Genomic DNA, 14,254 nt, shown 5'->3' on the forward strand with positions numbered 1-14,254 from the left:
TACTAGACCAGCAGCGAGATGGCGGTGGGGGCGTCGTCGGCGGATTCGGCGAGGTCCTCGAACTCGTTGATCGCGTCGATTCCAGCGGCGCCCATCGAGATGTTGGTGACCTTTTCGAGGATGACCTCCACGATCACCGGCACGCGGTATTCCTGCATGAGCGCGCGGGCTTTCTCGAACGCGGCCTGCAGATCGTCAGCCTCACGGACGCGGATCGCCTTGCAGCCCAGGCCTTCGGCAACCTTCACGTGGTCCACGCCGTAGCCTTCCAGCTCCGGTGCGTTCACGTTATCGAAGGCGAGGGACACGTGGTAATCCATCTCGAACCCGCGCTGCGCCTGGCGGATCAGGCCCAGGTAGGAGTTGTTCACAACCACGTGGATGTACGGCAGCTGGAACTGAGCGCCGACGGCGAGCTCCTCGATCATGAACTGGAAGTCATAGTCACCCGAGAGTGCGACGACGGTCTCCCCCGGGCTGGCCTCGACCACGCCGAGCGCTGCTGGTCCGGTCCAACCCAACGGGCCGGCCTGGCCGCAGTTGATCCAGTTGCGGGCCTCGTACACGTGCAGGAACTGTGCGCCGGCAATCTGGGAGAGGCCGATCGTCGAAACGTAACGGGTGTCCCGGCCGAACGCGCGGTTCATCTCCTGGTACACGCGCTGTGGTTTGACGGGGACGTTGGTGAAGTTGGTCTTGCGCTGCAGCATGGACTTCCGCTGCGCACAGTCCTTCACCCAGGCGTTCCAGTCAGGCAGGCCCTGCTTCTCCTTGCGGTCACGGGCAACCTCAACCAGCCCGCTCAAGGCGGCACCGGCGTCGGACACTATCCCGAGGTCCGGCGAGAATACACGGCCAATCTGGGTGGGCTCAATGTCGATGTGAACGAACTTGCGGCCCTTCGTGTAGACATCGAGGGCACCGGTGTGGCGGTTCGCCCAACGGTTGCCGATACCGATCACGAAGTCCGATTCGAGCATGGTCGCGTTGCCGTAGCGGTGCGAGGTCTGCAGGCCAACCATGCCGGCCATCAGCTCGTGGTCATCGGGGATGGTGCCCCAGCCCATGAGTGTGGGGATGACGGGGATGTTGAGCAGTTCGGCCAGTTCCACGAGTTGAGCGGAGGCGTTGGCGTTGATGATGCCGCCGCCGGCCACGATCAACGGGCGCTCGGCCGCTGTCAGCATGTCCAGTGCCTTCTCCAGCTGCCTGCGCGTTGCTGCGGGCTTATGGACCTGGAGTGGTTCATAGGTGTCGGGATCGAATTCGATCTCGGTCTGCTGCACGTCGATAGGCAGGTCGATCAGGACCGGCCCGGGACGGCCCGTGCGCATCTCGTAGAACGCCTTCTGGAAGGTTCCCGGAACCTGCCCGGCTTCCATCACGGTCACGGCCATCTTGGTGACCGGCTTGGCGATCGAGGCGATGTCCACCGCCTGGAAGTCTTCCTTGTGCAGCTTGGCTACGGGAGCCTGGCCGGTGATGCAGAGGATGGGGATGGAATCCGCCCAGGCCGAGTACAGGCCGGTGATCATGTCGGTTCCGGCCGGGCCGGAGGTACCGATGCAGATGCCGATGTTGCCTGCCTTGGCGCGGGTGAAACCCTCTGCCATGTGCGAAGCGCCCTCAACGTGGCGGGCAAGGATGTGGTGGATGCCGCCGTGAGCTCGCATCGCGGAATAGAAGGGATTGATCGCTGCGCCCGGCAGGCCGAACGCCGTAGTGGCGCCCTCCTTCTCCAGGATCGCAACGGCTGCGTCAACAGCGCGCATTTTGGGCATGGTGTGCTCCTACTTGAGGGAAGTTTTGGGGTTATTGCTTGCCGGAGAGCTGGTTGATCAGCTTGAAGAGGCCGGAGTGGTCCAAGCCGCCGTCGCCATTGTTGACGAGTGAGGCAACCAACTGCGCGACGACGGCACCCAGTGGGGTGGCGACGCCGGCTTCGCGGGCGGCTGAGGTGACGATGCCCATGTCCTTGTGGTGGAGGGCGAGGCGGAAGCCGGGGTCGAAGTTGCGGTCGAGCATCTTCTGGCCCTTCTGGTCGAGCACCTTGGAACCGGCGAGGCCGCCACCAAGGACCTTGAGCGCGGCGTCGGTGTCAACGCCGTACGCCTCGAGGAAGGCGATTGCTTCAGCTAGGACGCCGATGTTGACGGCGACGATCAACTGGTTGGCGGCCTTCACGGTCTGGCCGGAGCCGGATGGACCTACGTGGACCACAGTCTTGCCGACTACGTTGAGGATGTCCTCGGCAGCTGCGAAGTCTTCCTTCTCGCCGCCGACCATGATCGAAAGGACGGCGTCAATGGCGCCCTGCTCGCCGCCCGAAACGGGTGCGTCCAGGGGACGGATGCCAGCCTCGCGGGCCTGCTTCGAAAGTTCTGCAGCGACGTCGGGGCGGATGCTGCTGGCGTCGATCCAGAGGGTGCCCTTCTTCGCATTGGCGAAGACGCCGTCGTCGCCGCTGACTGCACCCTTGACGTCCGGGGAGTCCGGCACCATGGTGATGACGACGTCGGCTTCCTTGACGGCGTCGGCGATGCTGGTTGCGCCGTGGCCGCCTTCGGCAACGAGCTTGTCGATGGCGTCCTGGCTGAGGTTGAAGCCGGTGACCTTGTGGCCGGCTTTCACGAGGTTCTTTGCCATGGGCAGGCCCATGATGCCGAGGCCGATAACTGCGATGTGTGTCATTGTGCGTGTCCTTTGTGTGTCTGTGCGGGAATCGAATCAGCAGAAATAGCTAGCTACGTGCAGATGTTCCAGTTATTTCTGCTGAGTCGATGGGGGGTGGGGTGTCAGCGGGAGGCGCGTTCGCGGATCGCCCAGTTGAAGGCCGTGTCCGCCGGTTCCTTGTACTCAAGGCCGATGTGGCCCTCGTAACCGAGTTCGCGGCTGCGGGCAATCCATTCGCCGAGCGGTAGCTCCGCGCTGCCGGGGGCGCCGCGGCCGGGTGCATCGGCGATCTGGATGTGCCCGAAGTCCGGTCCGTGGTGTTCGATGACCTGCGCGACGTCGTCCCCGTTGACCGCTAGGTGGTAGAAGTCGGCGAGAAGCTTGATGTTGCCCTTGCCGGTCTTCTGGATGACATCCAGTGCGTCCTGGGCTGTCTTCAACGGGTAGCGTTCAGCGCCGCTGACAGGTTCAAGGAGGACGATTCCGCCGATTTCCGCGACCGCATCAGCAGCGAAGGCGAGGTTTTCGACGGCGACGGCGTCCTGTTCCTCGGCGCTCACGCCCTCGATCCTGTTGCCATAGAGGGCGTTGAATGCCTTGCAGCCGAGCCGCTGGCCGATTCCGACGACGACAGGAACGTTCGCGCGGAAGTCTGCCTGCCGTTCGGGCCAGGAGACGAGGCCGCGGTCACCGCCGGGCATGTCGCCGGCGTTGAAGTTGAGACCGGTGAGCTGGACCCCGGCGCTGGTGATGGCGTTCTCGAACTCGGCCACCTCGGCGTCGGTCGGTGTGGAGGTACTGAACGGCCACCAGAACTCGACGGCGTCGAATCCGGCCTTCTTCGCGGCGGCCGGGCGCTCGAGCAGCGGCAGTTCGGTGAGGAGGATGGAGCAGTTCACGGTGTACGTCATCGTTGTAATCCTTAGTCGCTGGCTCCCCCATTCCGTTTCCGGATTGTGGAAGTAAGTTTCTGTCTAATGAAATAGTAGGGCGTCTGGCGGACGCGCGTCAACCACTGCCGGAAACAGAAACTGCCCGCAGTGTTTTGTTCGCGGTGAAGGTGTGCGGCGGGCGGGTCAGGCCACCTGGCGGGCCTCTGCGACGAATAGCGACCAGGATCCGCTCCTTCGGCATGCCTCGTTGAGTATGTGCTTCCACTCAATGCGACTGAAGGTCCCCCCTCCTCCATCAGAGCCTTTTCTGACAGACAGGTGGAGCCCGTGGAGACGGGCAGCATTAGCGTGACTGTAGGTCGCCGACGCAACGATTCGGCGAAGACGCATCACCTACCCTGCCCGGACGCGATAGCCTTAAATCGGAAAGGGAATCATGCAACGCGCGGATAAACACGACGACGTAACAGCCACGGTCGAATGGCCACGCCCCCTGAGTTCGCAGGCGCTGAAGCTCATCAAAGGCCTACTGCTGGGTGTGCTGGTCATCACGGCGCTGATTCAGGTTGTCCCACTGCAGCTCATTGGCGGGTTCGCGAACCACTTCTTCACACTCTTCCTCATCCTGTCCTGGCTCGGGCCAGCGCGGAGGTACTTCCGCCGTCGTGCGGAGGAGCGCCGCCAGGACGGACCTGCCGCGCCTGATGAGAACTAGGCCAAAGGGACAAAGAGCTCGCTCACAACTACGCGCCCTTCCAGCACCATTCGAACCACTGAAGGCATCGTCCCTGAAGCGCCGGCAGCCAACGGGATGTCCACCACCCCTTCGTACCCGGATGCGATCGGCGCAGCACCACATTCGCGCCAGGTATCCCCTGGCGCAGGCACCAGGATTCTCAGCACTCCTCCCTTACCCGGAACCACCCGCGCCTTCATGAATGGCGGCACGGAGCCGTCCCAGCCACGGTAGGTCAAACCAGCATGCAGCAACGCTGGATCCTTGACGGTCACCGCGGTCCGGCTAAGCGGCGTCTCGGGTACAAGAAGCGCGTTGGTGGATTCGTCGAAGAGTTCGGCTCGGATCCACTCGCCGCGCTGACGGGCAGGACTCCCCTCGGCGCGGACCGCGAGCGTCGCTGCGAGCGGCAGATCTTCTGCTGACCGGCCAATCAGCAGGACGTAGGAGCCCGGTAGTAATTGCATCCGGTCCGCTGAGGGGCTGAAGGTTGCAAGTTTCTCTTCGTCCACCGGGATCGGGATGACCGCATTCTCCCCAGGCGGCAGCGTTACTCGCGCATGGGCGATGAGTCTCCGCCGCGGGTAACCGGGAAGGTCAGCGGACGCATAGACCTGCACCAGTTCGTGCACTTTCCGCTCACCGGTGTTTCTCAGGGAGACATGGAGGACGCCCTGCTCCAACTTCACCGAACTGTACTCAACGGCGGCATAGCCCAGTCCGTGGCCGAGCGGGTAGAGCGGCTCTGCTGGACTGTAGTGGTAGGTGGACTGAGACCCGATGATGTCGTAGTCAAGGATGTCTGCGAGGTCCGCATCACGCGCCCACCACGTCTGCGGCAGTCGACCGGAGGGTTCATGATCACCGCTCAGCACATCGACCATGCCGTGCCCGAGCTCCTGCCCTCCGTGGGAGGACCACACAATAGCCGGCGTCTCCGCCAACTCGCCGAGCGCGTAGGGATACGACGAGACGATAACAAGCACGGTGCGCGGATTCGCTTCACGGACCACCCGGATCAGTTCCTGCTCACTGTGCGGGAGTTCAAGGGTGGAACGGTCGATCGTCTCGCGCCCGCCGAGGTGCGGATCATTGCCGACGACGACGACGGCAACATCCGCCGACGCCGCCGCCTCACGTGCCGCTTCGGTGCCGGACCGGATGGTCCGCAGTACGAACCGGGCAGCGTCCCGCTCGGAACCAGTAGTCAGGGCTGCGCTACCAGTCCCCTCCTCCACCCGAACCCATTTCCCTGAGGCGACGTGGCGCAGGGCAACCGTCCCGTCGATCGAGCGGTGCAGCGCGAAGGTTTCCTGCACCACCCAGCCGCCGACACGCTCAGCGGAAGCGCGGAGATACCCGCTCTCTCCGGAAACGAAACAACCATTCGCTGAGGAGCGCAGCGTATATTCGCCGTTCCCCCAGTCCTTGAGCACCAGGGACTCGGCAGAGTCCGGTGACATCCCGCACGCCGTCAACGCCGCGGAGCCATCCGGCACACTCAAGTACCGGTTGGTCCTGGTGCTACGAAGAGCGACAAGATCCAGCCCTTCTTCTGCTACAACGCTGCCGTACCGTTCGGCCATGCCGTCGGCGATACTGACGGGCTTCACGAGGGTTCCGCTGTACCAGTCGCTGAGAACCTGCGATCCAAGCGAGCCGATCACCGCAACGGTGCCTGGTGCATCCCCCAACGGAAGGAGCGGGCGGCCGCTGGTCGAAGAATTACGAAGAACCACCACGGACTTGCGGGCAGCTTCGCGGGCCAGCCCGCCATGCTGGGCGGTAAGAAGCGCGTCCGTCGAGATCGATCCGTATACACCACCGTTGGGCTCGAACTCACCTGCACGTTCACGCAGCAGGAGCAGGCGAAGCACGGCCGCATCGACGTCCACCATAGTGATGAGTCCGCGATCCAGCGCCTCCGTCAGGTAGGCGACGGACGGCGCGGGATTGTCGCCGTCGTCCGTGAAGCTGTCGACGCCGGCACGCAGGGCAGCGGCGTAGGCGCTTGGTCCGTCGTCGAAATACTTCTCAGCGGTAAACAGGGAGGACGGCGCGCCGGCATCCGTCACGATCGCCAGCGAATCGCCGTTGCGCCACTGCCGCAGGTGTTCCGCCACGAGGTCAGACACGTGCGCGGGCCGCCCGTTGACAAGGTTGTAGGAGAGCATGACTGCGCCAGCCGCGCCGGATTCGATGGGTAACCGGTAGGCGGGAAGTTCGTACTCGTGCAGAACACGAGGCGGCAGCTGGCTTGAGGTGACGTTCCGATCGCGTTCGTTGTTGTAGCCCAGGAAGTGCTTCAGCGTGGGGACGGTCAGCCAATGCTCGGCGTGATCCCCCTTCAAGCCTTCACAGTAGGCGGTTGCCAGCAGCGCGGTGAGACCCGAATCTTCCGAGAAGCCCTCCTCGTTCCGGCCCCAAAGCGGGTGCCGGAGCGGATTGACCACGGGCGCCCAGACGTTAAGGCTCACGGTGGGATCGGTAGCTTTCTTGGCCCGCATCTCTGTGCCGACCGCTCGCCCCACCCGGCGGAGAAGGTCTTCGTCCCAGGTGGCCGCCAGCCCCACGGTCTGCGGAAAGACCGTTGCATCGCCGAGCCAGGCAACACCATGGGCCGCCTCCGCCCCGGTGTGGAAGTATGCCAGGCCGGCGTCGGGAATAGCGGGCGAATGCTGGTGAAGCAGCGAGATCTTTTCGGCGGGCGACAGCGCGGCGAGAATGCTCTCGGCGCCGCGGGTGGCGAGAGGAGTTTCGGTCACGAAAGAGTTCCGATCGATGAGGGAATTGTTTAAGCGCTTGCACAACGCTCTTCGCCCACCATGCTGGCAGTAACCGCTGTGATAAGCAACACAATTTCCTCTTGTCTACGGGCGCGTGATGCCCTACCGTTGAATCAATCGAAGCGCTTCGACTTATTTGCCGGTTGCTGCGCCACCGATACGACAATCACGCAAAGCGCCCCGACCGGCGCGCCTGGACACGAAGGAGTGCACCATGCCAACTCACCCACACGGCTCCAATTCGGGGGCAGAGAGCCTTATCCGCAAACCCCTGGGCCGAAGGTCCTTCCTCGGCCTGCTGGGCGGGGCCGCCTTCTTCGCCGCTTCGCCCGCCCTCCTGACAGCGTGCAGCTCCGGCGCGTCAGCCCCGCAGGCGACGACGGCGGGCGGCCTGGCTGATGCTGTCGCCAAGCTTGTGCCCAAATACATTCCGATGAACGTGGTGCAACCCGACATCCCGGGCGTCAATGGATCCACCCCTGGCTTCACCACCATCCCAACCAATCTGGTCAAGTCGGTTTCAAAGGCGCCCGGCAGCGGCGGTACCTACACGGCGATGACGCCGGCGTGGTGGGCCATCCCCCGTGGCTTGCCGGACAACGCGTACTACGCAGCGGTGAACGAGCAACTGGGCGCCACCATCAATTTCCAGGCCAATGACGGCAACACCTACGGCGACAAGATCCAGACCGTGCTCGCCTCACCGCGTGATGTTCCCGACTGGGTGGTCATTCCCTCCTGGAACCTCCCGCCCCGTTTCGGCCAGGCAGCAAAGGGCCTGTTCACGGACCTCTCCCCCTACCTGGCCGGCGACAAAGTAGAGAAGTACCCAAATCTTGCGAACATTCCGACGGCGGCGTGGAAGTACAGCTGCTTCGAGGGCGGCCTGTACGGACTGCCGATGCCCACCCCGCTTGTCAACGATGCGTTCTTCTTCCGCAAGGATCTGTTTGACGAGATGGGCCTCGAAGTCCCGAAGACCGCGGAGGAGTACATCACCGTCGCTAAGGAAATCACGGACCCGGCGAAGAACCGGTGGGGTTCTGAAGACGTTTGGAACGGCGCGCAGCTTATGCACGGGGTCGTTCCCAAATGGAAGCTTGTTGACGGCACGCTGGTGAACAAGTTCGAGACCGAGGAGTACCGCGCCGCCCTCGAGTGGATTGTCAAGCTTTTCGAGTCCGGCGCGGTTCACCCTGACGCCGTCGCGGGCAACGCCCAGCAGGCCAAGCCCCGCTTCGAATCAGGTGCCACGCTCATGACCGTTGACGGAGTCGGCGGTTGGCATGAGTCGCTCGGACGTGTCCTGCCCACCAACCCTGATTTCAACGTGCAGCCCATGGACTTCTTCTCGCCCGACGGCGGTGATCCGGTTCTCTACAGCGGCCAGCCCGCTGGAATCTTCAGTTTCATCAAGAAGACCGACGACACTGCAAAAATCGAAGAACTGCTGGCACTCGCCAACTTCATGGCCGCACCGTTCGGAACGGAAGAGAATCTCCTGATCAACAGCGGGGTAGAGGGCGAGCACTTCTCGCGCGACGACCAGAACATCCCGCAGATGACCGACCTCGGCCGCCAGGAAGTGACCAGCACCTACCAGTTCCTCGTAAGCCCGCCCACCGTCAACTCGCACGTCCAGTACCCCGGCTTTGTCGAGGCGAAGACGGAGTGGGAGGCCCGCCAGGCACCGTTCGTACAGGAGGATGTCTTCTTCGGCATGCAGATCCAGGAGCCGCCGCAGTACGGCTCGCTGAGCGCACCGTTCGATGATTTGGCCAAGGACATCGCCCGCGGCCGCAAGAGCCTGACAGACCTCGATACTGAGATCGAGGCCTGGAAGCGGAACGGCGGCGAGGAGCTTCGCGAGTTCTACGCCGGCTTCCTCACCTCTTAAGCACGGTCATGACCACTACCGATTTCATCCGCCGCGGGCAGCGGACGGCAGACGCGCACGACGACGTCGCTGGCCCGCCTGCCCCGCCGCCGGGCCGGCGCAAGCAGGGCTTGCGGGCGCGCTTCCGGCGCGACCGTTCACTGGTCCTCATGGCGCTTCCCGCCGTCGTACTTCTGATTGTCTTCGCCTATATACCGCTACTCGGCAACGTGGTGGCCTTCCAGAGCTATTCGCCGTTCGTCGGTATCCCGGCCAGCCCCTGGGTTGGATTGGATAACTTCACGCGGGTATTCGGTGATCCCAATTTTTGGAATGCCGTGCGGAACACGCTGGTGATCACGGGCTTCCAGTTGGTGTTCTTCTTCCCCGTCCCAATTGCATTGGCGCTGTTGCTGAACTCGCTGATCCGCCCGGCAATGCGGGCAACGATCCAGGCGATTGTGTACCTTCCGCACTTCTTCTCGTGGGTACTGGTGGTTTCGGTCTTCCAGCAACTGCTGGGCGGCGCAGGACTGCTGAGCCAGATGCTGCAGGCGAACGGGTGGAGCGGCATGGACATCATGACCAATCCCGACACCTTCCTTTTCCTCATCACCTCGCAGGCGGTGTGGAAGGACGCCGGGTGGGGCATCATTGTGTTCCTTGCTGCGCTTGCCGCCATTGACCAGGAGCAGTACGAGGCCGCCGCAGTCGACGGCGCCAACCGCTGGCGCCGCATGTGGCACGTCACACTTCCCGGACTACGGTCGGTCATTGTCCTGCTGCTCATCCTCCGCCTGGGTGACGCGCTGACGGTTGGGTTCGAGCAAATGATCCTGCAGCGCGACGCCGTCGGTGCTGAGGCAGCAGAGGTGCTGGATACGTTCGTCTACTACACCGGCATCCAGAACGGTGACTGGAGTTACGCTGCCGCCGCCGGTCTCGTCAAGGGTGTTATCTCGCTCGCGCTCATACTCGTCGCCAACAAGGTGGCACATCTCTTCGGTGAAAACGGGGTGTATTCCAAGTCATGACAACGATCATCAAACCAGCCCGGGTTCGCCGGACGGGCCCTTCCAGGCCGGCGTGGGAAGAAGAACCGGGAGTTGTAACCAAGGCAGGCAAAGCGGTTCTGCTGTGCCTTGTGGTCCTTGCAGTCCTCGGACCGCTCTACACCATTGTGCTCACGAGCATTTCGTCGCAGGGCACGATCACCCAGGCGGGCGGCCTAGTCCTTATCCCGGGTGAATTCTCCCTCGACGCGTACCGCCAGATCCTGAACGGCGGCGTGGTGACCCGCGCTGTGCTCGTGAGTGTCGGCGTCACCTTCACCGGAACCCTGATCAGCATGGTGGTGTCAATCCTGTGCGCCTACGGCCTTTCCCGGCCAGGCTCCTTTGCCCATACACCGATACTGTTCACCTTGCTGATCACCATGTTCTTCAGCGCTGGGATGATCCCGTCCTACCTTCTGGTTTCCGGGCTGGGGCTGATCAATTCCTACTGGGCGCTGATCCTGCCAAGCGCGGTGTCGGTCTTCAACATCATCATCCTGCGTGGTTTCTTCATGGGCATTGACCGCGGCATCCTCGACAGCGCGCGGATTGACGGCGCCAGTGAGTGGCGCGTTCTGGCCCAGATCGTCCTGCCCATGTCCAAGGCTGTGACCGCAGTGATCGCACTGTTCTACGGCGTGGGCTACTGGAACGCCTTCTTCAACGCCGTGCTCTACATCAATGACAGCGCCAAGAACCCGTTGCAGGTGGTCCTGCGCTCCTATGTGCTGCAGGGCGTGTCCGTCCCGGGGCAGATCGACGTCGGCCAGGGCGTGGCGCCTTCGCTTGCCCTGCAGATGGCAGTCATTGTGATCGCGATGGTGCCGATCCTCGCCGTCTACCCGTTCGTGCAGAAGCACTTTACCAAGGGTGTCATGATCGGCGCGGTGAAGGGATGAGCCGGCCCGCCCACCCAGTCTCACCGGGTGCCCGTGGTCTCCCGCGGCACCAGGGTGGGAACGATCAGCCGGACCTCCACCGGTTTGTCCGAGTTGAGCCTGTCCATGACCATTTCGACGGCGGCGCGGCCGATGTCATGCGCCGGAATGGAGACGGCGGTCCATGGCCGCACTGCGCCGAGTGCCACGTCCTCCGGGGCGATCACCACCACGGAGATGTCCTCGGGAATGCGCAGCCCGCAAGCGGCCAGCGCCTCGTGCAGCAGGGGCAGCAGCCCCTCGTTATGCACCACGAGCGCGGTGACCGGAGTGGCGCCATCGCCGTCGAGCACTGCATTGAGCGCCTCGGCGAGGGCGGGCATGGACGCCTCGCAGGCGCGCAGTACGGAAGTCACGCCGGCGGCGTCGCACGCCTCGGTGAATCCCTTCCGGGCGCGGTCGGCGTAGGTTGCATGGCGCTCAAGGGAGGCCTGGGGGGAACCGATGAAACCGATACTGCGGTGGTTGAGGTCCACCAGGTGCCGCACGGCGGTGCGGGAGGCCCCCGCGAAGTCGAAGTCGACGCAGCTGAGTCCCTGCGGATCATCCGGCAGCCCGATCAGTACCGCGGGCTTGCGCAGCTTGGTAAGGAGCGGGATACGGGGATCACGCGCTTCGATGTCCATCATGACCAGCCCGTCCACCATGGACTGGGACGTGACACGCTCCAGTCCACCGGCGTCGTCCTGTGTCAGCAGGAGCACGTCCTGGTTGTAGGTGCGCGCGGTGGTGACGACAGCGGCCACGAACTGCATGACGACGCTGACGTTCACATCCGCGCGCAACGGGGCCATCAGGCCCAGCACGTTGGAGCGGTTGGAGGCCAGCGCACGCGCACCCGAATGCGGGCTGTAGTTGAGTTTCCGGATGGCTTCCTGGACAGCCAGGCGGGTCTCTTCGGAGATGGTTCGTTTTCCGCTCAGCACGTAGGAAACGGTGCTGAGCGATACGCCGGCTGCCCGGGCGACGTCATTCATGGTGGCCACGGTCCCCATCCTAGCTTCGACAGTCTTCGACGCGCGTTCGCGCCAAAGTGACGGTGATGCCGGCAGAAGCGCTTCGACTCCCGGCAGCTGAACTTTCCCACGCACGACAATAAAGGAACAGCATGAAATTTACTGACGGCTACTGGATGTATCGAAAGGGCCTCACGGCACTGCATCCGCGGCACATCTCCGACGTCGTTGCCACCGACTCGGGACTCGAAATCTATGCGCCGACGCGGCCGATCAACGCGCGCGGGGATGCATTGAACTGCCCGCAGTTGACGGTGTCCTTCACATCTCCGTTGGAGGGCGTCATCGGCGTGACGATCGAGCATTTCCAGGGCGCGCTCGACCCGGGTCCGTGGTTCGAGCTACAGGACGCGCATCCCGCCGTCGACGTGTCAGTGGACGAAGCGCACGCAACGTTCACCTCGGGTCCACTCACCGCCTCCGTCAACCTCAGCGGCGACTGGACGGTCGATTTCACCGGCGACGGCAAGCTGCTAACAAGTTCGGTGCCGCGAAGCGTCGGTTTCATTACCGACGACGCCGGACGCTCCTTTGTGCACGAACAGCTCACGCTCGGCGTCGGCGCCAACGTATACGGGCTCGGCGAGCGCTTTGGTGCGTTCGTCAAGAACGGCCAGTCGGTGGACGTCTGGAACGAGGATGGTGGAACCTCCAGCGACCTCGCATACAAGAACGTGCCGTTTTTCCTGACGAACTCTGGCTACGGCGTGTTCGTGAACCATCCTGAGCGCGTTTCATTCGAGATCGGATCTGAGGTCGTTTCCCGCGTGCAGTTCAGCGTGGAGGGGCAGAAGCTTCAGTACTTCGTGATTTACGGGCCATCCCCGAAGGAGATACTGCGCCGCTACACGGAGCTCACCGGCAGGCCGGCGCGGATCCCGGCGTGGTCCTACGGGTTGTGGCTGTCGACCTCCTTCACCACGGACTATGACGAGGACACCGTCATGTCCTTCATCGACGGGATGGCAGAGCGCAACCTGCCGCTCTCCGTGTTCCATTTCGACTGTCACTGGATGCGGGCCTTCCACTGGAGCGACTTCGTCTGGGATCCGGATACCTTCCCCGACCCCGAGGGCATGCTCCGGCGCCTGCATGAACGCGGCCTCAAGGTATGCGTGTGGATCAACCCGTATATAGCCCAGCGCTCCCATCTGTTCCGGGAAGGCCAGGAACTCGGCTATCTGGTGCGCAGGGCGGACGGCTCAGTGTGGCAATGGGATCTCTGGCAGGCCGGCATGGCCCTGGTGGACTTCACCAATCCCGACGCCGTTCTCTGGTACCAGGACAAGCTGCGCGCGTTACTCGGTCAGGGAGTCGATTCCTTCAAGACCGACTTCGGCGAGCGCATCCCCACCGACGTCGTCTGGCATGACGGGTCTGACCCGCAACGGATGCACAACTACTACACGCAGCTCTACAACGAAGCAGTTTTCAAACTGCTCGAGAAGGAGCTCGGCGAAGGTGAAGCCGTCCTGTTCGCGAGGTCCGCAACTACCGGCGGGCAGAAACTTCCGGTGCACTGGGGCGGTGATTGCGAGTCCACGTTTGCTGCGATGTCCGAGTCCCTGCGTGGCGGTTTGTCCCTGGCGTCCTCGGGGTTTGCATTCTGGAGCCACGATATCGGCGGGTTCGAGGGCACGCCCGAGCCGGAGATCTTCAAGCGCTGGATCGCGTTCGGACTCCTGTCATCGCACTCACGCCTGCACGGGTCGAACTCCTACCGGGTGCCCTGGCTTGTGGACGAAGAGTCGGTGGATGTGCTGCGCCACTTCACTGAACTGAAGATGCGCCTGATGCCCTATCTGGCGGGCGTTGCTGAGGAGGCATATTCATCCGGCACCCCCGTGATGCGCCCGATGTTCCTCGAGTTCCCGGGCGACCCGGGATGCGCCCACCTCGACCGGCAGTACATGCTCGGCAGCAGTCTGCTCGTTGCTCCGGTGTTGGAAGCCGGCGGCGAGCATTCCTTCTACCTCCCGGAGGGGACGTGGACACACCTCGAATCGGGACAGACTTTGGAGGGCCCGCGGTGGCATTCGCAGGCCTTCTCGGTAATGGAAGCACCGGTCTTCGTGCGGCCCGGAACCGTACTGCCTTTCGGCACGGTGTCGAACAGGCCCGACTACAACTGGGCAGCGGACGTCAATTTCAGAGCCTTCGGCGTTGGGGAAGGTCATCGGGCCCTTGTTCGGGTGCCCTCCCCCGATGGTTCCTCGGTGACATACGAGGTGGAGGCCGTGCAGGGCGAGGTGACCGCCGTCGTCGTCCCCTCGTAGTGGCT

Annotated in this window: 10 protein-coding genes; 5 read left to right on the forward strand and 5 right to left on the reverse strand. The window is 63.4% G+C overall.

Going from position 1 to position 14,254, the window contains the following annotated elements; translation table 11 throughout:
* Positions 1-2 precede the first annotated feature (2 nt).
* From gcl to ACWA1U_RS02510, 3 genes are all read right to left on the reverse strand, one after another.
* Entirely contained in the window at positions 3-1,781 is a 1,779-nt protein-coding gene (gene gcl, locus ACWA1U_RS02500; protein WP_463723769.1) for a glyoxylate carboligase, read from the reverse strand.
* Between the two features lie 31 nt (positions 1,782-1,812).
* Positions 1,813-2,691, reverse strand: a complete 879-nt coding sequence (locus tag ACWA1U_RS02505) for a 2-hydroxy-3-oxopropionate reductase (RefSeq protein WP_463723770.1) — start codon at positions 2,689-2,691, stop codon at positions 1,813-1,815.
* Positions 2,692-2,795: 104 nt separating this feature from the next.
* Positions 2,796-3,584 carry a hydroxypyruvate isomerase family protein gene (locus ACWA1U_RS02510; protein WP_463723771.1) on the reverse strand — a complete coding sequence of 263 codons (789 nt, stop codon included), beginning with the start codon at positions 3,582-3,584 and terminating at the stop codon, positions 2,796-2,798.
* A gap of 418 nt (positions 3,585-4,002) precedes the next feature.
* On the opposite strand from ACWA1U_RS02510, the gene ACWA1U_RS02515 reads away from it, so the two are divergent.
* Positions 4,003-4,281, forward strand: coding sequence for a hypothetical protein (locus tag ACWA1U_RS02515; RefSeq protein WP_463723772.1), 279 nt, complete (start codon positions 4,003-4,005; stop codon positions 4,279-4,281).
* Here the strand turns inward: ACWA1U_RS02515 and ACWA1U_RS02520 are convergent.
* On the reverse strand, positions 4,278-7,067 hold the full coding sequence (locus ACWA1U_RS02520) for a glycoside hydrolase family 3 C-terminal domain-containing protein (RefSeq protein WP_463723773.1): 2,790 nt from the start codon (positions 7,065-7,067) through the stop codon (positions 4,278-4,280). The genes ACWA1U_RS02515 and ACWA1U_RS02520 overlap by 4 nt on opposite strands.
* Before the next feature lie 235 nt (positions 7,068-7,302).
* Here ACWA1U_RS02520 and ACWA1U_RS02525 point away from each other — a divergent pair, with 235 nt between their 5' ends.
* Genes ACWA1U_RS02525 through ACWA1U_RS02535 form a run of 3 tightly spaced genes read left to right on the forward strand, consistent with a single transcriptional unit; the run spans position 7,303 to position 10,918 of the window.
* A complete protein-coding gene (locus tag ACWA1U_RS02525) occupies positions 7,303-8,985 on the forward strand; it encodes an extracellular solute-binding protein (RefSeq protein WP_463723774.1) in 1,683 nt (560 codons plus the stop codon).
* An 8-nt stretch (positions 8,986-8,993) separates the two neighbouring features.
* Entirely contained in the window at positions 8,994-9,998 is a 1,005-nt protein-coding gene (locus ACWA1U_RS02530) for an ABC transporter permease (RefSeq protein ID WP_463723775.1), read from the forward strand.
* Positions 9,995-10,918 (forward strand): carbohydrate ABC transporter permease, encoded by a 924-nt coding sequence (locus tag ACWA1U_RS02535; RefSeq protein WP_463723776.1) that lies wholly within the window; start codon positions 9,995-9,997, stop codon positions 10,916-10,918. The genes ACWA1U_RS02530 and ACWA1U_RS02535 overlap by 4 nt, the downstream gene beginning before the upstream one ends.
* Positions 10,919-10,938: 20 nt before the next feature.
* Here the strand turns inward: ACWA1U_RS02535 and ACWA1U_RS02540 are convergent, their stop codons facing one another.
* Positions 10,939-11,952 carry a LacI family DNA-binding transcriptional regulator gene (locus ACWA1U_RS02540; RefSeq protein WP_463723777.1) on the reverse strand — a complete coding sequence of 338 codons (1,014 nt, stop codon included), beginning with the start codon at positions 11,950-11,952 and terminating at the stop codon, positions 10,939-10,941.
* Positions 11,953-12,065: 113 nt separating this feature from the next.
* On the opposite strand from ACWA1U_RS02540, the gene yicI reads away from it, so the two are divergent.
* Positions 12,066-14,249, forward strand: a complete 2,184-nt coding sequence (yicI, locus tag ACWA1U_RS02545; RefSeq protein WP_463723778.1) for an alpha-xylosidase — start codon at positions 12,066-12,068, stop codon at positions 14,247-14,249.
* The last annotated feature ends 5 nt before the right edge of the window (positions 14,250-14,254 follow it).

The organism is Arthrobacter sp. TRD_SC_6, assembly GCF_055361185.1.

Excerpts from the sequence above, each read along its gene's own strand:
- gcl (WP_463723769.1), bottom strand. The coding sequence starts at position 1,781 with ATGCCCAAAATGCGCGCTGTTGACGCAGCCGTTGCGATCCTGGAGAAG.
- ACWA1U_RS02505 (WP_463723770.1), bottom strand. The coding sequence starts at position 2,691 with ATGACACACATCGCAGTTATCGGCCTCGGCATCATGGGCCTGCCCATG.
- ACWA1U_RS02510 (WP_463723771.1), bottom strand. The coding sequence starts at position 3,584 with ATGACGTACACCGTGAACTGCTCCATCCTCCTCACCGAACTGCCGCTG.
- ACWA1U_RS02515 (WP_463723772.1), top strand. The coding sequence starts at position 4,003 with ATGCAACGCGCGGATAAACACGACGACGTAACAGCCACGGTCGAATGG.
- ACWA1U_RS02525 (WP_463723774.1), top strand. The coding sequence starts at position 7,303 with ATGCCAACTCACCCACACGGCTCCAATTCGGGGGCAGAGAGCCTTATC.
- ACWA1U_RS02530 (WP_463723775.1), top strand. The coding sequence starts at position 8,994 with ATGACCACTACCGATTTCATCCGCCGCGGGCAGCGGACGGCAGACGCG.
- ACWA1U_RS02535 (WP_463723776.1), top strand. The coding sequence starts at position 9,995 with ATGACAACGATCATCAAACCAGCCCGGGTTCGCCGGACGGGCCCTTCC.
- ACWA1U_RS02540 (WP_463723777.1), bottom strand. The coding sequence starts at position 11,952 with ATGGGGACCGTGGCCACCATGAATGACGTCGCCCGGGCAGCCGGCGTA.
- yicI (WP_463723778.1), top strand. The coding sequence starts at position 12,066 with ATGAAATTTACTGACGGCTACTGGATGTATCGAAAGGGCCTCACGGCA.